The 19,196-nt window shown below is 48.8% G+C and carries 29 protein-coding genes; 24 read left to right on the top strand and 5 right to left on the bottom strand.

Annotated elements, in window-relative coordinates; all coding sequences use genetic code 11:
* Nucleotides 1-106 precede the first annotated feature (106 nt).
* From rpsF to dnaB, 8 genes are all read left to right on the top strand, one after another.
* Entirely contained in the window at nucleotides 107-457 is a 351-nt protein-coding gene (gene rpsF / locus C5610_RS09645) for a 30S ribosomal protein S6 (RefSeq protein ID WP_105306976.1), read from the top strand.
* Nucleotides 458-495: 38 nt separating this feature from the next.
* Nucleotides 496-795 carry a primosomal replication protein N gene (priB, locus tag C5610_RS09640; RefSeq protein WP_105306975.1) on the top strand — a complete coding sequence of 100 codons (300 nt, stop codon included), beginning with the start codon at nucleotides 496-498 and terminating at the stop codon, nucleotides 793-795.
* 10 nt (nucleotides 796-805) lie between these two features.
* Entirely contained in the window at nucleotides 806-1,033 is a 228-nt protein-coding gene (gene rpsR, locus C5610_RS09635) for a 30S ribosomal protein S18 (RefSeq protein ID WP_006956988.1), read from the top strand.
* 41 nt (nucleotides 1,034-1,074) lie between these two features.
* Nucleotides 1,075-1,527 carry a 50S ribosomal protein L9 gene (gene rplI / locus C5610_RS09630; protein ID WP_105306974.1) on the top strand — a complete coding sequence of 151 codons (453 nt, stop codon included), beginning with the start codon at nucleotides 1,075-1,077 and terminating at the stop codon, nucleotides 1,525-1,527.
* A gap of 143 nt (nucleotides 1,528-1,670) precedes the next feature.
* Complete coding sequence (locus C5610_RS09625) at nucleotides 1,671-2,186, top strand: RNA polymerase sigma factor (protein ID WP_105306973.1); 516 nt, start codon at nucleotides 1,671-1,673, stop codon at nucleotides 2,184-2,186.
* Nucleotides 2,183-2,713 carry an anti-sigma factor gene (locus tag C5610_RS09620; protein ID WP_105306972.1) on the top strand — a complete coding sequence of 177 codons (531 nt, stop codon included), beginning with the start codon at nucleotides 2,183-2,185 and terminating at the stop codon, nucleotides 2,711-2,713. The genes C5610_RS09625 and C5610_RS09620 overlap by 4 nt, the downstream gene beginning before the upstream one ends.
* 15 nt (nucleotides 2,714-2,728) lie before the next feature.
* Complete coding sequence (locus tag C5610_RS09615; protein WP_105306971.1) at nucleotides 2,729-3,685, top strand: DUF4097 family beta strand repeat-containing protein; 957 nt, start codon at nucleotides 2,729-2,731, stop codon at nucleotides 3,683-3,685.
* 49 nt (nucleotides 3,686-3,734) lie between these two features.
* Entirely contained in the window at nucleotides 3,735-5,129 is a 1,395-nt protein-coding gene (gene dnaB, locus C5610_RS09610) for a replicative DNA helicase (RefSeq protein WP_105306970.1), read from the top strand.
* Here dnaB and C5610_RS09605 read toward each other — a convergent pair whose 3' ends face one another.
* From C5610_RS09605 to zur, 4 genes are read right to left on the bottom strand one after another with little or no spacing between them, the layout of a single operon-like run.
* Nucleotides 5,130-5,600: a chemotaxis protein CheX gene (locus tag C5610_RS09605; RefSeq protein WP_105306969.1), complete on the bottom strand. Its 471-nt coding sequence runs from the start codon at nucleotides 5,598-5,600 to the stop codon at nucleotides 5,130-5,132.
* Between the two features lie 24 nt (nucleotides 5,601-5,624).
* Entirely contained in the window at nucleotides 5,625-6,092 is a 468-nt protein-coding gene (locus C5610_RS09600) for a DUF6702 family protein (protein WP_126820521.1), read from the bottom strand.
* Between the two features lie 25 nt (nucleotides 6,093-6,117).
* A complete protein-coding gene (locus C5610_RS09595; RefSeq protein ID WP_158682680.1) occupies nucleotides 6,118-8,469 on the bottom strand; it encodes a M1 family metallopeptidase in 2,352 nt (783 codons plus the stop codon).
* A gap of 35 nt (nucleotides 8,470-8,504) precedes the next feature.
* Entirely contained in the window at nucleotides 8,505-8,945 is a 441-nt protein-coding gene (gene zur / locus C5610_RS09590; RefSeq protein WP_105306967.1) for a zinc uptake transcriptional repressor Zur, read from the bottom strand.
* 183 nt (nucleotides 8,946-9,128) lie between these two features.
* Between zur and dusA the strand changes: the two genes are divergently transcribed.
* The 16 genes from dusA (at nucleotide 9,129) to C5610_RS09515 (ending at nucleotide 18,781) form a co-directional block, all read left to right on the top strand.
* Nucleotides 9,129-10,088 carry a tRNA dihydrouridine(20/20a) synthase DusA gene (gene dusA, locus C5610_RS09585; RefSeq protein WP_241970656.1) on the top strand — a complete coding sequence of 320 codons (960 nt, stop codon included), beginning with the start codon at nucleotides 9,129-9,131 and terminating at the stop codon, nucleotides 10,086-10,088.
* Between the two features lie 186 nt (nucleotides 10,089-10,274).
* Nucleotides 10,275-10,541, top strand: a complete 267-nt coding sequence (locus C5610_RS09580) for a hypothetical protein (RefSeq protein ID WP_126820523.1) — start codon at nucleotides 10,275-10,277, stop codon at nucleotides 10,539-10,541.
* A gap of 24 nt (nucleotides 10,542-10,565) precedes the next feature.
* Complete coding sequence (locus C5610_RS13755; protein ID WP_262339856.1) at nucleotides 10,566-10,688, top strand: hypothetical protein; 123 nt, start codon at nucleotides 10,566-10,568, stop codon at nucleotides 10,686-10,688.
* A 56-nt stretch (nucleotides 10,689-10,744) separates the two neighbouring features.
* Complete coding sequence (locus C5610_RS09575; RefSeq protein WP_105306964.1) at nucleotides 10,745-11,962, top strand: dipeptidase; 1,218 nt, start codon at nucleotides 10,745-10,747, stop codon at nucleotides 11,960-11,962.
* A 272-nt stretch (nucleotides 11,963-12,234) separates the two neighbouring features.
* Nucleotides 12,235-12,546: a 30S ribosomal protein S10 gene (rpsJ, locus tag C5610_RS09570; RefSeq protein WP_006956423.1), complete on the top strand. Its 312-nt coding sequence runs from the start codon at nucleotides 12,235-12,237 to the stop codon at nucleotides 12,544-12,546.
* A 38-nt stretch (nucleotides 12,547-12,584) separates the two neighbouring features.
* Entirely contained in the window at nucleotides 12,585-13,223 is a 639-nt protein-coding gene (gene rplC, locus C5610_RS09565; RefSeq protein ID WP_105306963.1) for a 50S ribosomal protein L3, read from the top strand.
* 18 nt (nucleotides 13,224-13,241) lie between these two features.
* Nucleotides 13,242-13,847 carry a 50S ribosomal protein L4 gene (gene rplD / locus C5610_RS09560; protein WP_105306962.1) on the top strand — a complete coding sequence of 202 codons (606 nt, stop codon included), beginning with the start codon at nucleotides 13,242-13,244 and terminating at the stop codon, nucleotides 13,845-13,847.
* Nucleotides 13,844-14,146, top strand: coding sequence for a 50S ribosomal protein L23 (gene rplW, locus C5610_RS09555; protein WP_105306961.1), 303 nt, complete (start codon nucleotides 13,844-13,846; stop codon nucleotides 14,144-14,146). The genes rplD and rplW overlap by 4 nt, the downstream gene beginning before the upstream one ends.
* A gap of 14 nt (nucleotides 14,147-14,160) precedes the next feature.
* Nucleotides 14,161-14,985 (top strand): 50S ribosomal protein L2, encoded by an 825-nt coding sequence (gene rplB, locus C5610_RS09550; RefSeq protein WP_105306960.1) that lies wholly within the window; start codon nucleotides 14,161-14,163, stop codon nucleotides 14,983-14,985.
* A 16-nt stretch (nucleotides 14,986-15,001) separates the two neighbouring features.
* Nucleotides 15,002-15,280 carry a 30S ribosomal protein S19 gene (rpsS, locus tag C5610_RS09545; protein ID WP_026860408.1) on the top strand — a complete coding sequence of 93 codons (279 nt, stop codon included), beginning with the start codon at nucleotides 15,002-15,004 and terminating at the stop codon, nucleotides 15,278-15,280.
* Between the two features lie 13 nt (nucleotides 15,281-15,293).
* Nucleotides 15,294-15,626, top strand: coding sequence for a 50S ribosomal protein L22 (gene rplV / locus C5610_RS09540; RefSeq protein ID WP_053954203.1), 333 nt, complete (start codon nucleotides 15,294-15,296; stop codon nucleotides 15,624-15,626).
* A gap of 10 nt (nucleotides 15,627-15,636) precedes the next feature.
* Entirely contained in the window at nucleotides 15,637-16,317 is a 681-nt protein-coding gene (gene rpsC, locus C5610_RS09535; RefSeq protein ID WP_105306959.1) for a 30S ribosomal protein S3, read from the top strand.
* 12 nt (nucleotides 16,318-16,329) lie between these two features.
* On the top strand, nucleotides 16,330-16,743 hold the full coding sequence (gene rplP / locus C5610_RS09530) for a 50S ribosomal protein L16 (protein WP_105306958.1): 414 nt from the start codon (nucleotides 16,330-16,332) through the stop codon (nucleotides 16,741-16,743).
* Nucleotides 16,743-16,934: a 50S ribosomal protein L29 gene (gene rpmC / locus C5610_RS09525; RefSeq protein ID WP_006956453.1), complete on the top strand. Its 192-nt coding sequence runs from the start codon at nucleotides 16,743-16,745 to the stop codon at nucleotides 16,932-16,934. The genes rplP and rpmC overlap by 1 nt, the downstream gene beginning before the upstream one ends.
* Nucleotides 16,934-17,197: a 30S ribosomal protein S17 gene (gene rpsQ / locus C5610_RS09520; RefSeq protein WP_105306957.1), complete on the top strand. Its 264-nt coding sequence runs from the start codon at nucleotides 16,934-16,936 to the stop codon at nucleotides 17,195-17,197. The genes rpmC and rpsQ overlap by 1 nt, the downstream gene beginning before the upstream one ends.
* 162 nt (nucleotides 17,198-17,359) lie before the next feature.
* Nucleotides 17,360-18,781, top strand: a complete 1,422-nt coding sequence (locus tag C5610_RS09515) for a hypothetical protein (protein WP_105306956.1) — start codon at nucleotides 17,360-17,362, stop codon at nucleotides 18,779-18,781.
* A gap of 35 nt (nucleotides 18,782-18,816) precedes the next feature.
* Here C5610_RS09515 and C5610_RS09510 read toward each other — a convergent pair whose 3' ends face one another.
* Nucleotides 18,817-19,194: a Na+/H+ antiporter subunit G gene (locus tag C5610_RS09510; protein WP_105306955.1), complete on the bottom strand. Its 378-nt coding sequence runs from the start codon at nucleotides 19,192-19,194 to the stop codon at nucleotides 18,817-18,819.
* Nucleotides 19,195-19,196 lie beyond the last annotated feature (2 nt).

The following is a 19,196-nucleotide window of genomic DNA, read 5'->3' as shown; positions in this document are numbered from 1 at the left end:
CGCGCGGCTTAAATCAGCCATTGTATAAACTACTAGTTGAGTTCCTTGCTTCTATGTCAGTGCGGCTGAGCTGAACTGAGGCTATATGAACCAAAAGGACACTGTAATGCGTCATTACGAAATCGTATTTATGGTCCACCCGGACCAGAGCGAGCAAGTACCTGGCATGATCGAGCGCTACAGCGAAACGATCAAGCAAGGTGGTGGTCAAATCCATCGTTTAGAAGACTGGGGCCGTCGTCAACTGGCTTACCCAATCAACAAACTGCACAAAGCACACTATGTTCTGTTGAACATCGAAGCGTCTGCAGAAGTTGTGGAAGAGCTGGAAACTGCATTCCGTTTTAACGATGCAGTATTGCGCAACATGATCATGCGCAAAAAAGAAGCGATCGTTGAACCTTCGCCGCTGACTAAGCCGAAGGAAGATCGTAAAGGTGACAGTGAAGCCGCATAACTCATAATGAGTAAGGCTGTACCTTCACAGAGAGACGTATGAATCGACTGCACATTACCGGAACCGTTTGTAAGCCAGTGAAGCTGGAAACCAGTCCTTCAGGCATCGAACATTTAATGGTGACCATTGAGCATCGTTCAATGCAGCCGGAAGCCGGCATGAGTAGACAGTCATACGTAAAGCTGCAGCTTGTTATGAGCGGTGAAGGGTTACAACACTGGTTACAAAAATTGACGGTGGGTAGTGAAGTTCACGCAGAAGGTTTTCTGCATCGCCACGAGGACAAAAATGGACTCGCGCGATTAGTACTTCATGCTCAGCATCTAGAACAGATTTAAGGAGACCATCATGGCTCGTTTTTTCCGTCGCCGTAAGTTTTGCCGTTTTAAGGCAGAAGGCGTTAAAGAGATTGATTACAAAGACATCGCTACGCTTAAGAACTACATTACCGAATCGGGTAAAATCGTTCCTAGCCGTATTACTGGAACCTCTGCAAAATATCAGCGCCAGTTAGCTCGTGCTATCAAACGTGCGCGTTATTTGTCACTGCTGCCTTACACTGATTCACATCAGTAAGATAGCATCGGTTCGAATACCAAGATTAGGGGTAGCGAAAAATGAACATCATCTTATTAGATAAAATTGCTAACCTGGGTGGCCTTGGCGACCAAGTTAGCGTTAAAGCTGGTTACGCTCGTAACTTCTTGTTCCCTCAGGGCAAAGCAGTTCCGGCAACCAAATCAAACATCGAATTGTTCGAACAGCGTCGCGCTGAGTACGAAGCGAAGCTTGCTGACCAGTTGGCAGCGGCTGAAGCTCGTGCTGAAAAAATCAATGCACTGGATACGATTGAAATTGCATCGAAAGCTGGCGACGAAGGTAAACTGTTCGGTTCAATCGGCACTCGTGATATCGCTGACGCGATCACTGCTGCCGGCGTAGAAGTGAAGAAAGCAGAAGTATTAATGCCTCATGGTACCATCCGTGAAACTGGCGAATACGAGCTGGAATTACACTTACACGCGGACGTGTTTGCTAACGTGAAATTGAAAGTTGTTGCTGCTGACTAAGCAGTGAGCAAAAGCAATAGCGAAAAAGCTGCCTTCGGGCAGCTTTTTTTTTGAAAAATTTTACCTCCCTTGTAAACCCTGCTACAACCGACAGCGACTTATTACCAAATTCAATAACAAATCACGTAGACAGGGAGAACGCGGTGTCCGAAACCACCGACATAGCACTGGCTGCAAAAGGCGACAAGGCTGCATTCAAACGACTTTATGATCGACACATAAGGAATGTCTATGGACAGGTATTGCGGCTTACAGCGGATGCGTCATTAACGGATGATTTGGTGCAGGAAATTTTTGTCCAGGTATGGCGCAGCCTGCCGAAATTTGACCAGCGCTCAAAGTTTTCAACCTGGCTCTACAGCTTGGCGAACAACGTCGCCATTACGGAACTACGAAAACAAACGCGTTGGTTTAAACGCAATCAGCGGGCGGCGGAGCAAGAGGACCCTAATCGCTGCGCCGATTTAGAGGATGGCATCGACTTGGGCGCGCTGGATCAGTTAGTGATAAAACTGCCGGAGCAGACCCGACAAGTTTTCGTGTTACACGCATTGAATAATTATTCTCATCAACAAATTGCCGATTTGTTGGGAATTGCCGAGGGAACCAGTAAATCTCAGTTTCACCGGGCTCGTAACCTTATGCAGGAGTGGTTATGAAAGACAAAAAACAGCAACTTGATGCGATGATTCATGAACATCAGCAGCAGGACTCAGGGGTAACCCCACCGGCGGACTTGTGGGCCGGCATCGAGTCGCGACTGGAAGAGCGTCCAGTACAACAAACAGCCACTCCAATCGCGACAAAATGGTGGTTTGCAGGCGGTCTGTCAGCGGTAGCTGCCAGTTTGATGACGGTAGCCGTTATTGTTGGCCTGCAAAGTCCGGTTACCAAGCAGCCGGATGTCAGCGAATGGTACTTACTGGCCCAACAAATGAATCAGGCCCAGCATCAGCAGGTTGACGCTATGGCCAGTGGTTACCAGTTAGCCGGCTACGAAATGACGCAAAACAATTACATTGAGTCATTAGCCAGCTTGCGTAACGCCAAGCAACAGTTACTGCTGTCGATGCAGGAAAACGGCGGTGACGCGCAGATGATCGACATGCTGCGCTGGATCAATGAGCAAGAAATTCAACTACTGAAACACGCGTATCAGCAACAGCCCGTGTTGGAAGAAATTTAGACCAGGAGAAACGTTATGAAAACAGTATCATTACTCGCAAGCGCGTTATTAGCCAGTGCCAGCTTTATGGCCTTCGCACAGCAGTCGGTGGACAAAACCCTCGATGTGAGTGCCGGTACCCGTGTGTATCTGAACAATGAGCGCGGTGAGCTGGAAGTGATTACCCACGATAAAGACCAAGTCCGTTTAGTCGGTACGCTGGATAAACGGGCCGAAGACCTCATTTTCGAATTGCGCGGTAATGGCGTTCGGATAGAGGTGCGTACACCGGAGCAAAATGGTTGGAGCTATAATGATGAAGACGGTTCCGAACTGACCTTATATATGCCGGAAAGTAGCCCTTTGAAAGTTGAAGGGGTGTCGATGGATGTCAATGCATCGGATCTGAGCGGCGGTACCGATATCACCTTGGTTAGTGGTGATATTAAACTCACTAACGCGTCACAAAATGTGTTATTAAAAACGGTATCCGGTGATATCGATGCCAGCCAATTGGCCGGTGAAGTGGTACTGGAAACGGTGAGTGGCGATATCAAAGATGTTGAGAATAATGCCAACCGGGCTAAGTATCAGGCCGTTAGTGGCGACCTTGAAGTACGCTCCAATGCGTTACGTCGCTTTGAATTGCAGAATGTTTCGGGCGATGTGCGGATGAAATTACCGACCATTGATGACGGTCAGGTCAAAAATGTCAGCGGTGATGTCGAGTTGCACTTGGGTTTGAGTGATACCGCTACTTTGGATGCGTCCTCCGTCAGTGGCGACTTGTTATTCCGCTTTAGCGACGACGTTAATGCCAGTTTTAACCTTAAAGCCAATGCCGGCGGTGACATCATTAATGAGTTGACCGCTGACAAAGCCGAAGAGTCACGCTGGGGTACGGCTTCCTCACTGCAGTTCAGTGCAGGTTCGGGAGCGGCTCAGGTAAAAGTGAGCACCGTATCAGGAAGTATCGAAATCAAACGCGATTAACGCTATAGTAAGCGGGTTGTTTGACGCTAACCAATGAGAATAACTTTGCATGGCTGAACCCGCTAAAAAAACGGATAAATCTATCGAGGCGCTGCGATCAGCGCCTCACTCGATCGAAGCAGAGCAGTCGGTGCTTGGCGGTCTGATGTTAGATAATGATGCCTGGGACAAAGTTGCCGGAAGCATTATTGCGCAGGACTTTTATCATCGGGGCCACCGACTGATATTTCAGGCGATGCAGAAGTTGGCTGATAACAGCCAACCGATGGATTTGGTGACCGTATCAGAAACGCTTGAAGCGGCCGGTGAACTGGAAAAAGTAGGGGGCTTCGCTTACCTTGGCGAAATCTCAAAAAACACCCCCAGTGCTGCCAACATTCTGGCGTATGCAAACATCGTCCGAGAGCGCGCGGTATTACGCGAGATGATTGCCGCTGCTAACGATATTGCCGAGTCCGGCTATGATACCCAGGGCCGTACCAGTCAGGAGCTTCTCGACGAAGCCGAGAGCAAAGTCTTTCGAATTGCGGAAAAACGCACCAGTGCGACCGAAGGACCAAAGGGTGTCAGTGACATTCTGGCGAAAACTATCGAACGTATTGATGCGCTCAGCAAAATTAAGAATCACAATGGCGTTACCGGCGTCTCCAGTGGATTCCATGACCTCGACCAAATGACGGCTGGGCTGCAACCATCCGATTTAATCATCGTTGCCGCACGTCCATCTATGGGTAAGACCACGTTCGCCATGAACCTGGCTGAAAACATCGCCATGAATGAAGAAAAACCGGTGCTCGTATTCAGTCTCGAGATGCCGGCGGAACAGATCATGATGCGTATGCTGGCGTCTCTGAGCCGGGTGGATCAAAACAAAGTCCGTACCGGTAAACTCGAAGACGATGACTGGGCCCGAATTGCTTCGGTCATGAACATTCTCAATGAAAAGAATAACTTGTACATCGATGATGCGTCGGGGTTAACCCCCACCGAAGTACGCTCGCGCTCGCGTCGTATTGCCCGCGATCACGGTGGCTTAGCCATGATTATGGTGGATTATCTGCAATTGATGACGGTGCCGGGGATGTCGGAAAACCGCACCCTGGAAATTGCCGAAATATCGCGGTCACTTAAATCACTGGCGAAAGAGTTAAATGTACCGGTGGTTGCGCTGTCACAGTTGAACCGCTCACTGGAGCAACGCTCGGACAAACGACCGGTTAACTCAGATTTACGTGAATCGGGCTCTATCGAGCAGGACGCCGACGTTATCATGTTCATCTATCGTGATGAGGTTTATCACCCTGACAGCGCTGAGAAAGGCCTGGCCGAAATTATTATCGGTAAGCAGCGGAATGGCCCGATTGGTAAAATTGAGCTGAAATTTCATGGTCATCTGTCACGGTTCGACAACTTTGCCCGCGCCGCAGACGATGACCATTATTAATTAACTGATTTTATCGAAACAAATTTCGATATACGCTTTACCGGCGATATGGCTGAAAGGCATGATGATTTTCGGCCCTTCTGAGCGGTGAGAAATGGTATGGTCGCGACCGGACACGACGATAGGTGTGGCCATATCAAATTCATAGCCTTTTTCGCCGAGCGTCTTCTTTGCACCACCGGTAACCATATTGGTGATCTCGCCGACCATGTCACAGACTTCATCATCGACTGATTCTGGCATTTCACCGAGCATTTTGTGCATTATTTCACACGCCAGATTCTCCTCAAAAGAGATAGAAAATGAGCCTTTTATTTGTGGTCCCACCATACCGATAATGCCGGAGACATCACCGCGCGCATATTCATCTTTCTTGATTTGAGGTTTGCCGGGTTTCAACTCCATTTGCGCCATCATTGACAATACATTTTGCAATGCCTGCAGAAATGGATTTACGAATTCAGCATTCATGCAATCTCGTCCCTTTTTTTGTAATCAGTTACAACTAACGGACTTTAAACTACGTCCTTTGGTCAGCGTCACCCCATGGGTTGCTGCCGGAGTTACAAAATTAATGGTATTGACCTGTGCCGAAAAGACATCCATTAACATCGTGTTACTAACACGCCAGTCACAAAATTCTGCTGTGTCTGCCGCGTATTCCTGGTACAGCCAAATGTTCTGGAAATCGGCTTCAAAGCCGACCCAGTTTAATTTAAGCCTATTACCTTTACTGTCAAACAGCTCGAAATGGTTTTCAAGCCATGCTTTTATTTTTTCTTCCGCACCGGAATCGTCGATCTGAAAGTCGTCGCCATAGTTTAATTTGAGTGCCCGCTGAACGTCATGAAGGGTGTATTGGTGAACCACTTCAAGGTGTTCCGTTCGGGCGTTATGACTGACTTCAGTCAGACCAAAAAAGTATTTATGCGCTGCTGCCGTGGGCAGCAGCGCAATACTCATGATAACGCCAAAAACAGCGGCGAATTTAGTTCTCATCGTCGGTTTTTGGTTCATCGGTTTTCAGTTCTTCATCGTAATCTTCCATCATGCTGTTGTCGCGGTCACCACGCTTAAACAGCTCGATGCGTGACGGTACCGGACGGGCTGGCCAATAGTTGTTGGTGGTATCAACATCAGCCGTTTCCCAGTATGGGTCCAGCACGATTTCTTTGATGGTCTTGTCGCGGATAAGCAGTTTGCTGACTTGCTCTGGAGAGCGGCGCCAGATTTCTGCCGGAATCCGGACGTGTTCTTTGCTGCCGTCCTCGTAGTGCAGGTCCAGCAGGATAGGCATGACCAGACCGCCCAGATTGCTGAAGTCTAAGACATAAAAGTTACTGCCGTTGTTCAGCATCTCTTTTTGCTCGTCGTTCAGACCATCCAGTAGCTGCTTGTACTTGTTGCGATCAGCGTTGGTCACGGTGTATTCGTCGTGTTCGTTATAAAAGTCCTGCAACTGCTCTTGTTGATGGATTTTGTACATCACGTCCTGGTTACGAATGGCGGTGATGGTTTCGGGATCCTGCTCATCAACCTGCTTGCGCCATGCCGCTTCAATTTCCGGGTCCTGCGTACTGACGGTCAGCAGGTTTACCTGGTCGAGGCTGATATCAACATGGTCCGTGGTGTAAAACCAACCGCGGAAGAACCAGTCCAAATCGACACCGCTGGCATCCTCCAACGTGCGGAACAAGTCCTCAGGTGTCGGGCGTTTAAACTTCCAGCGATTGGCGTATTCACGGAACGCAAAATCAAACAGCTCGCGACCGACAATGGTTTCACGCAGAATGTTCAGCGCCGTTGCCGGTTTACCGTAGGCGTTGTTGCCAAACTGCAGAATAGACTCGGAGTTGGTCATGATCGGCATTTGATTATCACTTGCCATGTAGGTCACGATATTACGCGCATCACCACGCCAGGACGGGTAATCCGGCTCCCACTCCTGTTCTGCCAGGAACTGCAGGTAGGTGTTGATGCCTTCATCCATCCAGGTCCACTGACGTTCGTCAGAGTTAACGATCATCGGAAAATAAATATGACCGATTTCGTGGATAATGACGGTAATTAAACCGTATTTGGTGCGCTTGGAGTAATATTTTTTACCGCTGTCTTCATCCAGGTATGGGCGCGGACCGTTAAAGGTGATCATGGGGTACTCCATGCCACCGACCGGGCCGTTTACCGAAATGGCAACAGGGTAGGGGTAGTCAAAGCTGTAATCGTTATACACGTCAATGGTATGAATAATTGACGCCGTTGAATAACGCTCCCACAGTGGGTTGCCTTCTTCGGGATAAAATGACATCGCCATCACGTCGGTTTCACCTTTCTGATAGCGTTGTGCATCCCAAATAAACTTACGCGACGAAGCCCAGGCGAAATCACGAACTTGTTCCGCTTTGAAGACCCAGGTTTTGGTCTCGTCGGTACCTTCTTTCTCGTTTTCTAAGGCTTCTTCTTCGGTCACAATTTTAACCGGCTTATCCGCTGACTTGGCTTGTTCCAGACGCTCAAGCTGGACGTCGGTTAGAACCTCGTCGGCATTTTGCAATTCGCCGGTGGACGCTACAATGTGATCGGCCGGTACTGTAATAGCAACGGTGTAATCGCCAAACTCGAGCGCAAACTCGCCATTGCCGATAAACTGTTTGTTCTGCCAGCCTTCAACGTCGTAATAAGCGGCCATGCGCGGAAACCACTGAGCCATTTCATACAGATAGTTACCGTCGTCTTCAAAATACTCGTAACCACCACGACCCCCTAAGACATCGGCTTCGATAATGTTGTTCTGCCAACCGATATTAAAGGTGACACTGTCGCCGGACGCCAGTGCTTCGTCGAGGTCAATGCGCATCATGGTATCATTGATGGTGTAATCCATCGGCTCGCCACGTGTATCACTGACATCGGTAATGGTGTAGCCCGCCGGAAACTCTTCCTGGGTGAGCATGCTCTCCATGCGTGAGAAACTGACACGCTCTAGGCTGTCTGCTGAAGTTGCTCTGGATTGTGGCCCGATAGAGTCTTTCTTAAAACGGTTTTGATCCAGTTGAACCCACAAATAACGCAAGGTGTCAGGTGAGTTGTTGGTGTAGGTGATGGTGCTGCGTGCACTGACACTCTGGTTGTCATCGTTCAGTGTAACGCGAATGTCGTAGTCGACTTCCTGTTGCCAGTATTCGTGACCCGGTGCGCCGGATGCGGTGCGATAAACATTAGGGGTTCTGAATTTATCGTCATTTAACTGGCGGAATTTGTCGTCAAAGGCTTGCCCGTTGGCAAGGGTTGTAAAGCCAATGCTGGCAACGGTAATTCCCAGCAGGTAAGGTAGTTTCATGGGACATCCTACTTGTTGTTTTTCGTTATTTTTAGTTAGTGGCAGTTAGCGCATAAACCATGCGCCTCAATGGTCTGCTCTTGGACCAGGAAGCCTTGATCTTCAGCCTGATGCTGAAGTTCTTCGTACACACCTTCGGATTGTATTTCCTGGACATTGCCGCAGGATTCGCAGATTAACATTTGCACCGGGTGGTGATGATCGAAATGAGAGCAAAGCACGAAACTGTTCGATGAAGTGATTTTGTGCACGAACCCCTGCTCTTGCAAGAAATCCAGAGCGCGGTAAATGGTTGGCGGCTTGGCATTAGGAACCGCTGCTTTTAACTGTTCCAGAAGATCGTAAGCGCCAATCGAGCCAGATTGCATCGCAAGGATAGTGAACACTTCCTTACGTGTTGGCGTCATACGGGCGCCTCGTTTCTGGCACAGTTTTTCTGCCTTGCGAACAAGACGTTCGGTTTCTGACTTCGTCATAGCGTTTCATTTCTCAATATTGAAGTCCTATTGTAATCCCTTTTAAGGGGCAGGCAACCGCTTTTCTGACAATGGCGGATGAGAGTTAGCCAATTATTGGGTATAATCGCCACAATCATCAAACGTTTCCCGGGTTTTTGCAGCCTTATGTCGTCTTACCCTTACAAAACCTCAGTCGCCCCGATGCTGGATTGGACGGATCGCCATTGCCGGTATTTTCATCGGCTATTGTCACCGCAGACACTACTTTATACGGAAATGGTGACAACCGGCGCAATACTGTTCGGGCAACAGGACTTTCTTGCCTATAACGAGGCTGAACATCCGGTCGCGTTGCAATTAGGCGGGAGTGACCCTGAGGCGATGGCGCGTTGCGCGGCATTGGCTCAACAACGAGGTTACGATGAAGTCAACATTAATGTGGGGTGTCCGTCCGACCGGGTTCAGAACGGCAGTTTTGGTGCCTGCTTGATGGCTCAGCCCGAAACCGTTGCTGAATGCGTCGCGGCGATGAAGCAAGTGACGGATATTCCGGTAACCGTGAAAACCCGCCTCGGCATTGACGAACAGGACTCTGATGAATTTCTGTATCGGTTTCTGGATGCAGTGGTTGCTGCGGGCGTGGATCAACTGACGTTACACGCTCGTAAAGCCTGGTTAAGTGGCTTGAGTCCAAAGCAAAACCGAGAGATCCCGCCGTTGCAATACGACCGTGTTTATCGTGCCAAACAGCGCTACCCGAGTGTGCCAATGAGTATCAATGGGGGAATAACAACGTTGACCGAGGTTTATCATCACCTCACCTATGTAGAGTCGGTTATGATTGGTCGAGAGGCCTACCAGAACCCTTGGTTGCTGACCGAGCTTGCGACCATCGACGAAGCGTCAACCATACCATCACACCGTGAAGCCGTTGCCGTGCAGATGATCGACTATATCGATCAACATATCCGTGGCGGTGGACGTGCGTGGCATGTGGTACGCCATATGCTGGGGCTTTTCCAGGGTCAGCCGGGTGGCAAGAAATGGCGTCAGTACCTGAGCATTAAAGGTCCTAAAGCGGATGACGCGCGCGCACTGATCGAGGGAGCATTGGCTTTTCGGGAAAGTCGCGAGACCAAATTAGCGGATTTGACCAGCTAGTTGGTCAAATTTGCTAAAAAGTTATTGCCCACTCTAAGGGCTGTCATCCACTCGCTGTGTTGCTAAAAAATAAAACAATAAAAATCAATGAGTTAAGACATATTTGGAAGTTGGCACAACCTTTGTATTAGTACCTACGACTTAACTGATAAGTCGAACAAAATGGCGAATACAAAGGAGAACATCATGAAAAAGCTTGTATTAACTTCCGTAGCTGTAACAGCCCTTATGCTGTCAAGTACCGCTTCCGCTCAACAGGCAGAAGAAGAATCCACATCCTTCATCAGTGAGCAGGTTGCCAACGTGTCGGTAGAACTGTTTAACGTCACAAAAGCGACTGTTATTGAAACTTTATCAGCCTGGGGCGATGAGTTGCTGATGTCTGAGAGCGAGCAAACCGTCGCGGCTAATGAAACGGTCGACGAAAAAGCCAGCCAACCTCAATCTCACTAATTCTGTAGTAAGTGGAGGTTAACCATGTTTATCAATGAATGGTGGCTTGCCTGGCTTATTGCGCCGGTGCTAGGAACCTTAGTTATCGGAACGTTAGTCATCGGCGCTTTTATCATGTTTGGCGCATCAATGATGCGCCACAGTTAAAGATTTGCTAACCTGCTTGGTCACAAGAACAACTGTTGTATTACCGAGGACTGAGCATGTTAAAAACAACGATAAAAGCGTCATTGCTGGCGGTAATGGGAGCCTGTGCCACATTTTACGCGGTCGCCCAGGACAATAGCGCCAACGGCGAATATCAAGCGAGTGAAAAAGCACAACAACTGGCGAAGAAGTATTTAATTGCCGATACACATATTGATGTTCCGTATCGCATTCATAACCGCTGGGAAGATGTCTCGGTGGCAACAGCCGATGGCGATTTCGATTATCCGCGCGCCGTTGCCGGCGGTCTTAATGTGCCCTTTATGGCAATTTATATTCCTGCGGAGTATGAGCAAACCGGCGGCAGTATCGAGTTAGCGCATGATTTGATCGACAGTATGGAAGCACTGGTCGGTCGCGCTCCGGATAAATTTGCGTTGGCTTACTCGCCGGCCGAAGCTCGCGAAAATATGAACAATGGACTGATGTCGATAGCCATGGGGATGGAGAACGGTACGCCGATGGAAGGCGATCTGGCGAATCTTGAGATGTTCTATGAGCGCGGTGTCCGTTACATTTCGTTTGCCCATTCGCAAACCAACCACATTTCCGATTCTTCTTATGACATCCGTAAACAGTGGAACGGTCTGAGTGAGTTCGGGTTCGATTTAGTCAAAGCCTGTAATGACATTGGCATGATGATCGACGTATCACATATCTCTGACGACGCCTTTTATGATGTTATCGAAACAACCAAAGCGCCGGTTATCGCCTCGCATTCGTCTTTACGTCAGTTTACGCCCGGCTTTGAGCGTAACATGAGCGACGATATGCTGAAGAAACTGGCGGAAAACGGCGGTGTCGTTCAAATTAACTTTGGCTCCTCCTTTGTTGCTCAGCAAGCCAACCGTTATCGCGATATGATGAAAAAGCGCATTGCAGCGGTGTATGAGCAGTTTGGCAAGGAAAGTGATGAAGCAAAACGCCGCGTAGCGGAGATCGAAGCCAATAACCCATATCCCTACGCAACACTCGATCAGGTACTCGACCATATCGACTACGTTAAAGAATTGATCGGTGTTGAACACATCGGTATTGGTTCAGACTACGACGGCGTGGGTGACTCTTTGCCGGTTGGTTTGAAAGATGTATCGACCTATCCAAACCTGGTACAAGGGTTGTTAGAGCGCGGCTATTCAGAAAAAGAAATCGAAATGATTCTGGGGGGCAACTTTATGCGTGTCTGGCAGCAGGTGGAAGACCTCGCGAAGTAACTTGCGCCTGTGGCGCAAGTCATACCATGAAGTCGCGCCATAGGCGCGACCTACTTACTGCTAAATGTTGACATACGGTCGCGAAGCTGTATAATTCGCGACCACGTCAATTTTCCCTAAGTCGACTGACTTACATAATTGATGTTCCACAACAGTCCCGATAGGGGACTGAATGGTTGACGTAGATGATCGCACCCCCGGTATGTGCCAGGGAGGTTTGCGTTTGTCTGTGCTCTTTTTTAAATGCTCTTTAATTGAGGCTTTGATTTTTTATGGCTAATCAAAGAATTCGGATTCGTTTGAAAGCGTTCGATCACCGTCTGATCGACCAGTCAACGGCAGAGATCGTAGATACTGCTAAGCGCACTGGTGCTCAGGTACGTGGTCCAATTCCACTGCCAACACGGAAAGAACGCTTCACCGTGCTGATTTCTCCACACGTAAACAAAGATGCGCGTGACCAGTACGAAATCCGCACCCACAAGCGTCTGATCGATATCATGGACCCAACTGACAAAACCGTAGACGCTCTGATGCGTTTAGATTTGGCAGCTGGTGTTGATGTACAGATCAGCTTGGGTTAAGTGGGCAGTAATAGGATTACACACGAGAGGTTTTAACAATGGCTATAGGTCTAGTCGGTCGTAAAGTAGGAATGACGCGTGTCTTCCAGGAAGACGGCGCTTCTGTTCCTGTTACTGTGATCGAAGTGTTGGCGAACCGTGTGACTCAGGTTAAATCTGACGACACTGACGGATATCGCGCGCTTCAAGTGACCACAGGCGAGAAGAAAGCAAGCCGTGTCACCAAGCCTTTAGCAGGTCACTTTGCTAAAGCTGGTACAGAGGCTGGTCGCGGTCTTTGGGAATTCCGCCTTGCAGATGGCGAAGGCGAAGACTACACAGTTGGTTCTGAACTGACTGTTGAAGTATTTGCAGAAGTAAAGAAAGTGGATGTTACCGGAACTTCTAAAGGTAAAGGCTTTGCCGGTACCGTGAAGCGCTGGAACTTCCGCACTCAGGACGCTACCCACGGTAACTCATTGTCACACCGTGCACCGGGTTCAATCGGTCAAAACCAGTCGCCTGGTAAAGTATTTAAAGGCAAGAAAATGGCTGGTCAAATGGGTAACGAACGCGTCACTACTCAATCACTTGAGTTGGTCCGTGTAGATGCAGAACGCAACCTGTTGTTGATCAAAGGTGCGGTCCCTGGAGCTACCGGTGGTGATGTTATCGTTAAACCTGCGGTCAAGGCGTAACGTCTGAGGAGAATGGTGATGGAATTAACATTGAAAGACGCAAAAGGCGCTCTTGAGGTTTCCGAAGCTACCTTTGGACGTGAGTTTAACGAAGCACTTGTCCACCAGGTAGTCGTTGCTTACGCAGCCGGTGCCCGTCAGGGTACTAAAGCACAGAAGACTCGTTCTGAAGTTGCAGGCGGCGGCAAGAAGCCATGGCGTCAAAAAGGCACCGGTCGTGCACGTGCGGGTACTATCCGCAGTCCGATCTGGCGCTCAGGTGGTACGACATTTGCGGCTAAACCGCAAAGTCATGCCCAAAAAGTAAATAAAAAGATGTACCGCGGTGCGATCAAAAGCATCGTGTCAGAACTGATTCGTCAGGATCGTTTAACCGTTGTTGAAAACTTCAGTGTTGACGCACCGAAGACTAAGCAATTGGTTGAAAAACTGAAAGGTTTGAACCTGAACGACGTTTTGATCGTGACTAAAGATGTGGACGAGAACCTGTTCTTAGCCTCTCGCAACTTGCACAAAGTTGACGTACGCGACGTTCAAGGTATCGACCCTGTTAGCTTAATCGCTTTCGAAAACGTCCTGATGACTGCCGACGCAGTCAAGCAGCTTGAGGAGGTGTTATCATGATGCGCGAAGAACGTTTGCTTAATGTGATCCTAGCACCTCACGTTTCGGAAAAAAGCACCATGACTGCTGAAGGCAACAACACGGTTGTTTTCAAAGTAGCTAAAGATGCGACCAAATCCGAAATTAAAGCAGCTGTCGAAAAACTTTTTGAAGTTGAAGTTAAGAACGTACGCACCGTGAACGTGAAGGGTAAAACCAAGCGTACCGGTTTCCGTTTCGGTAAACGCAACGATTGGAAAAAAGCGTACGTAGCCCTGAAAGAGGGTGCTGACATCGACTTCGTTGGCGGCGCTGAGTAACAGGAGGAATAATCATGGCTGTAGTTAAAAGTAAGCCTACGTCTCCGGGTCAACGCCACGTCGTTAAAGTCGTCGGTCAGGACCTGTACAAAGGCAAGCCTTACGCCCCCTTGCTAGAGAAAAACAGCAAGTCTGGTGGTCGTAACAACAACGGTCGTATTACGGTTCGCCACATCGGCGGTGGTCATAAGCACCATTACCGTATTATCGACTTTAAACGTAACAAAGATGGTATCCCTGGTAAGGTTGAGCGTATCGAATACGATCCAAACCGTTCAGCGAACATCGCTTTGGTACTGTATGCAGACGGCGAACGTCGTTACATTCTTGCGCCTAAGAACCTGAACGTGGGCGACCGCATTCAGTCAGGCTCTGATGCACCTATCAAACCAGGTAACGCATTACCGATGCGCAACATCCCAGTGGGTACTGTTGTTCACGCTTTGGAAATGCAACCAGGTAAAGGCGCACAGCTGGCTCGTTCAGCAGGTGCTTACGCACAGATCGTTGCCCGTGACGGTGCTTATGTCACCATCCGTTTGCGTTCTGGCGAGATGCGCCGTGTGCAGTCTGAAGGTCGTGCAACTATCGGCGAAGTGGGCAATGCAGAGCATATGCTTCGTCAATTGGGTAAAGCCGGTGCCAAACGTTGGCGCGGTGTTCGTCCTACCGTTCGTGGTGTGGCGATGAACCCAGTTGATCACCCGCACGGTGGTGGTGAAGGCCGTACCTCTGGTGGTCGTCACCCAGTGACACCTTGGGGCACGCCGACCAAGGGCTACAAAACCCGTAAAAACAAGCGTACTGATAAGTTCATCGTACGCCGTCGCAACAAATAAGAGTTGAGGATTAAACATGCCACGTTCTCTTAAAAAAGGTCCATTTATTGACCTTCACCTGCTAAATAAGGTGGAGAAAGCGTTGGAAGCCGGGGATAAGAAGCCAATTAAAACTTGGTCCCGTCGTTCAATGATTATTCCAGATATGATCGGTTTGACGATCGCTGTTCACAACGGCCGTCAACACGTTCCAGTTTTCGTTTCTGACGAAATGATCGGTCATAAACTGGGTGAATTCGCACCAACCCGTACTTATCGCGGCCACGCTGCTGATAAGAAAGCGAAGAAACGGTAAGAGGTAGAGAGTGATGGAAGCAATTGCTAAACACCAATTTGCCCGCGTTTCTGCTCAGAAGGGCCGTTTGGTCGCAGACCAAATTCGCGGTTTGCCAGTAGAGAAAGCACTGGACATCCTTGCGTACAGCCCGAAAGCAGCAGCTGGCTTGATCAAGAAAGTTCTTGAATCAGCTATCGCTAACGCGGAACACAACGAAGGTGCGGACATTGATGAGCTGAAAGTCGCTAAGATCTTCTTAGACGAAGGTCCTACGATGAAGCGCATCAAGCCACGTGCGAAAGGCCGTGCCGATCGTATCTTTAAGCGCACCAGCCACATTACTGTGGTCGTGTCGGATAGCTAGGAGATAAATTATGGGTCAGAAAGTACATCCTAATGGTATTCGCCTAGGTATCTCCAGACCATGGAATGCAACCTGGTATGCGAATACAAACGAATTCGCTGATAACCTGCACAGTGACCATCAGGTACGTAAGTTCCTGACAAAGGAACTGCGCAATGCATCAGTGTCGCGTATCGTTATCGAGCGCCCTGCTAAAAGTGTTCGTGTGACCATTCACACTGCACGTCCAGGCGTTGTTATCGGTAAAAAAGGCGAAGACGTAGAAAAACTGCGCAAGCAGGTTCAGAAGTTGACTGGCGCTCCGTCGCAAATCAACATTTCTGAAGTACGTAAGCCTGAGCTGGACTCTCAGCTTGTTGCTGACAACATTGCCGGTCAGTTGGAACGTCGTGTTATGTTCCGTCGCGCGATGAAGCGTGCTGTTCAAAACGCCATTCGCCTGGGTGCCAAAGGCATCAAGGTTGAAGTTAGTGGCCGTTTGGGCGGTGCTGAAATCGCACGTACTGAGTGGTACCGTGAAGGTCGTGTACCTCTGCACACGTTGCGTGCGGACATCGACTACTCGACGTCAGAAGCGAACACCACTTACGGTATCATTGGTGTGAAGGTCTGGATTTTCCGTGGCGAAGTCTTAGGTGGCTTGCCAACAGAAGAAAAGCCAGCTCCTAAGCGCGGCAAAAACCGTAAGTAAGGAGAGACGATAATGTTACAACCTAAGCGTACAAAATTCCGTAAGGTTCACACAGGCCGCAACCGTGGTCTGGCGCAGTCTGGTAACAAAGTCAGCTTCGGAACCTTCGGTTTGAAGGCGACTGACCGTGGTCGTATGACCGCGCGTCAAATTGAAGCTGGCCGTCGTGCTATGACTCGTCACGTTAAGCGTCAAGGTAAAATCTGGATCCGTGTATTCCCAGACAAGCCAATTACCAAGAAGCCATTAGAAGTTCGTATGGGTAAAGGTAAAGGTAACGTCGAATACTGGGTTGCTCAGATTCAGCCAGGTCGCGTACTGTACGAAATGGACGGTGTTTCTGAAGAACTGGCACGTGAAGCGTTCCGTCTTGCGGCTCGTAAACTGCCATTCAAAACCACTTTTGTGACTCGGACGGTAATGTGATGAAAGCAAGTGAATTGAAAGAAAAAACCGTTGAGCAGCTGCAAGAAGAATTGCTGAACTTGCGTCGTGAGCAGTTTAACCTGCGCATGCAAGCGGCAACCGGTCAGCTGAATCAGACTCACATGATGAAGCAAGTACGTCGCGATATCGCACGTATCAAAACCATCTTAAACGAGAAGGCAGGTGCGTAATGGCTGAAGAAAAACGTATTCGTACTCTGCAAGGCAAAGTTGTCAGCGATAAGATGGATAAGACCATCACTGTAGCTGTTGAGCGTCGTGTTAAGCACCCGGTCTACGGCAAATACATCTCGCGTACAACTAAGGTACATGCACACGATGAAGACAATCAGTGCAAAATGGGTGACGTCGTGATCGTTCGCGAATCACGCCCATTGTCTAAGAACAAATCTTGGACACTGCTTGAAGTTGTTGAGCGTGCTACCGTTGTCTAATAGCAGATAACGTTTGAACGACAAAAGGCCTCCCTTGTGGAGGCCTTTTTTGATCTAAACGTTAAAAATGTCGGTAATAGTCAGGAAGTTATACTAAAATATAAATCAAATCTTTCGTTATACTGACAGGTTTAAAACTAGCGCCCAACAAAGGAGTTCTTTATGGCAAAAGGATGGATACTAGCAGCCTCGGTATTGGCAGCTTCTCCGGTGCTCGCGCATGCGGCACCACAGGACGAGCAGAGTGTGCAATCCGAAATCGAGATGCTGAAGCAGAAACTGGCTGAACTTGAGCAGCGATTAGCAGAGCAGGAACAGAAAAAGGAACAAATGCAGCAGCGTCATGAAGAAATGATGACGCGTAAAGACTACAAAAAAGGTGCTAAAAAGCGAACCCGCGCAACTGATGAAGCGGCAGCAGACTCAGGCGTTCAGGCTCGCTTAGCGAAACTCGAAGAAAAAACCGAAGAAAACGAAAATTGGCCCATTAAAGTCCATGGTGCCGTACGTTTTCAGTATGAATACAATAATTACAACTCGGGCAATGAAAACCGCACCGGTGACCTAGACTTTGATATTTTCCGTCTTAACTTCGACGGCGAAATTGGCGATGTCATCTTGTCGGCGGAATACCGTTGGTTCCATTACATGGACACCGTTAAACACGCTTGGTTTGGGTATAACTTCACCGATAACTGGCAAGGTCAGGTAGGTGTCGTCAAAGTTCCATTCGGTAACATGCCTTATAACTCGCACAGTTACTTCTTTAACTCGACCTTCTATGTTGGTTTAGAGGACGAGCACGACAACGGCATCCGGTTATTGTATCGCGACGATCAATGGCAGTTTGATATTGCCTATCACAAATCCGATGAACAGGGTGGTGTAGACGGCTCTACCAGCGATCGCACGGCTCGTTACAACTACGACACCGTGGGTATTCGTTTGCCTGGACAGGGCGCTTACGATACCCCAGGGTTAGCTGTGGGCGAGAGCAACAGCTATGCTGTCCGTGGTGCACGAGTGTTCACGTTCGCGGATGACCACAACCTGGAAGTCGGCTTGTCTGCGCAGGGTAATAACTACTACTCAGGCACGGTCGCGGAAGGTTTTGAGCAGTACGCTCAGTACAATGACCAAAACGTTGGTAACCGTTTTGCTTGGGGCGCTCATGCTAACTATAACAACGGTCCGTGGAACGTGCAGTTACAGTATGCTGATTATGAGTATGATCTTGAGGTAGAAAACCGCGGCGTTTATATGGGCGCTTATGCCTATTACGATGCGATTCCTACGGAAGCGAAAATCTACACCGGTAACGTCGCCTATACATTGCCTGTAGAGATTGGCCCTATCACCAGCTTAACCTTCTATAATGACCATAGCATCATTACCGATAAAGCGGGTTATCAAGACGATACCTGGATGAACGTACTGGGTGTTGCGGTAGCGGCCGGTGGCGGTTTCTACACCTACGTCGATTACGTACGCGCTAAAAACCAGCCATTCATCGGCGGTAATATTGCCACCGACGGTGGTGAGGTTAATGACCGCTTTAACATTAACTTTGGTTACTACTTCTAACCACCCGGTTAATAGCAGCATTAAAAAAGCCGACCTCAAGAGTCGGCTTTTTTGTGCTCGTAAGTGTCACCTTCTTGTCGATAATCCCGGGTGCGATGAAACATCTTCAGTTCTGTATGCAGTGCTGCTTTTGCCATAATGTGGGCGCTAATAGGCGCTGTTAAAAACAAAAAGATGGCAATCAACAACTCACTCAACGTAACACTGCCTTGTACTGATGTCGCAATAATCGAAGCGATGACAATGCCGCCAATACCCAGCGTGGTATTTTTGGTGGGCGCGTGCAGACGAGTAAAAAAGTCCGGTAGAACCGCCAGACCCAACGATCCGATAAACGCAAAGATAGAACCCAGTAAGATAAAGAATCCGATAAGGTACTGGCTCCAGAGCGGAAGTTCATTAAGTACGTCCATTA

The sequence above is a fragment of the Idiomarina sp. OT37-5b genome (assembly GCF_002968395.1).
Lineage (GTDB): Bacteria > Pseudomonadota > Gammaproteobacteria > Enterobacterales > Alteromonadaceae > Idiomarina > Idiomarina aquatica.
This window is presented reverse-complemented; position numbering and strand designations above follow the sequence as displayed.

Bases quoted from the DNA above. Each gene is read 5' to 3' on its own strand.
- rpsF (WP_105306976.1), top strand. From the start codon at position 107: ATGCGTCATTACGAAATCGTATTTATGGTCCACCCGGACCAGAGCGAG.
- priB (WP_105306975.1), top strand. From the start codon at position 496: ATGAATCGACTGCACATTACCGGAACCGTTTGTAAGCCAGTGAAGCTG.
- rpsR (WP_006956988.1), top strand. From the start codon at position 806: ATGGCTCGTTTTTTCCGTCGCCGTAAGTTTTGCCGTTTTAAGGCAGAA.
- rplI (WP_105306974.1), top strand. From the start codon at position 1,075: ATGAACATCATCTTATTAGATAAAATTGCTAACCTGGGTGGCCTTGGC.
- C5610_RS09620 (WP_105306972.1), top strand. From the start codon at position 2,183: ATGAAAGACAAAAAACAGCAACTTGATGCGATGATTCATGAACATCAG.
- C5610_RS09615 (WP_105306971.1), top strand. From the start codon at position 2,729: ATGAAAACAGTATCATTACTCGCAAGCGCGTTATTAGCCAGTGCCAGC.
- dnaB (WP_105306970.1), top strand. From the start codon at position 3,735: ATGGCTGAACCCGCTAAAAAAACGGATAAATCTATCGAGGCGCTGCGA.
- C5610_RS09605 (WP_105306969.1), bottom strand. From the start codon at position 5,600: ATGAATGCTGAATTCGTAAATCCATTTCTGCAGGCATTGCAAAATGTA.
- C5610_RS09600 (WP_126820521.1), bottom strand. From the start codon at position 6,092: ATGAGTATTGCGCTGCTGCCCACGGCAGCAGCGCATAAATACTTTTTT.
- C5610_RS09595 (WP_158682680.1), bottom strand. From the start codon at position 8,469: ATGAAACTACCTTACCTGCTGGGAATTACCGTTGCCAGCATTGGCTTT.
- zur (WP_105306967.1), bottom strand. From the start codon at position 8,945: ATGACGAAGTCAGAAACCGAACGTCTTGTTCGCAAGGCAGAAAAACTG.
- dusA (WP_241970656.1), top strand. From the start codon at position 9,129: ATGCTGGATTGGACGGATCGCCATTGCCGGTATTTTCATCGGCTATTG.
- C5610_RS09580 (WP_126820523.1), top strand. From the start codon at position 10,275: ATGAAAAAGCTTGTATTAACTTCCGTAGCTGTAACAGCCCTTATGCTG.
- C5610_RS13755 (WP_262339856.1), top strand. From the start codon at position 10,566: ATGTTTATCAATGAATGGTGGCTTGCCTGGCTTATTGCGCCGGTGCTA.
- C5610_RS09575 (WP_105306964.1), top strand. From the start codon at position 10,745: ATGTTAAAAACAACGATAAAAGCGTCATTGCTGGCGGTAATGGGAGCC.
- rpsJ (WP_006956423.1), top strand. From the start codon at position 12,235: ATGGCTAATCAAAGAATTCGGATTCGTTTGAAAGCGTTCGATCACCGT.
- rplC (WP_105306963.1), top strand. From the start codon at position 12,585: ATGGCTATAGGTCTAGTCGGTCGTAAAGTAGGAATGACGCGTGTCTTC.
- rplD (WP_105306962.1), top strand. From the start codon at position 13,242: ATGGAATTAACATTGAAAGACGCAAAAGGCGCTCTTGAGGTTTCCGAA.
- rplW (WP_105306961.1), top strand. From the start codon at position 13,844: ATGATGCGCGAAGAACGTTTGCTTAATGTGATCCTAGCACCTCACGTT.
- rplB (WP_105306960.1), top strand. From the start codon at position 14,161: ATGGCTGTAGTTAAAAGTAAGCCTACGTCTCCGGGTCAACGCCACGTC.
- rpsS (WP_026860408.1), top strand. From the start codon at position 15,002: ATGCCACGTTCTCTTAAAAAAGGTCCATTTATTGACCTTCACCTGCTA.
- rplV (WP_053954203.1), top strand. From the start codon at position 15,294: ATGGAAGCAATTGCTAAACACCAATTTGCCCGCGTTTCTGCTCAGAAG.
- rpsC (WP_105306959.1), top strand. From the start codon at position 15,637: ATGGGTCAGAAAGTACATCCTAATGGTATTCGCCTAGGTATCTCCAGA.
- rplP (WP_105306958.1), top strand. From the start codon at position 16,330: ATGTTACAACCTAAGCGTACAAAATTCCGTAAGGTTCACACAGGCCGC.
- rpmC (WP_006956453.1), top strand. From the start codon at position 16,743: ATGAAAGCAAGTGAATTGAAAGAAAAAACCGTTGAGCAGCTGCAAGAA.
- rpsQ (WP_105306957.1), top strand. From the start codon at position 16,934: ATGGCTGAAGAAAAACGTATTCGTACTCTGCAAGGCAAAGTTGTCAGC.
- C5610_RS09515 (WP_105306956.1), top strand. From the start codon at position 17,360: ATGGCAAAAGGATGGATACTAGCAGCCTCGGTATTGGCAGCTTCTCCG.
- C5610_RS09510 (WP_105306955.1), bottom strand. From the start codon at position 19,194: ATGGACGTACTTAATGAACTTCCGCTCTGGAGCCAGTACCTTATCGGA.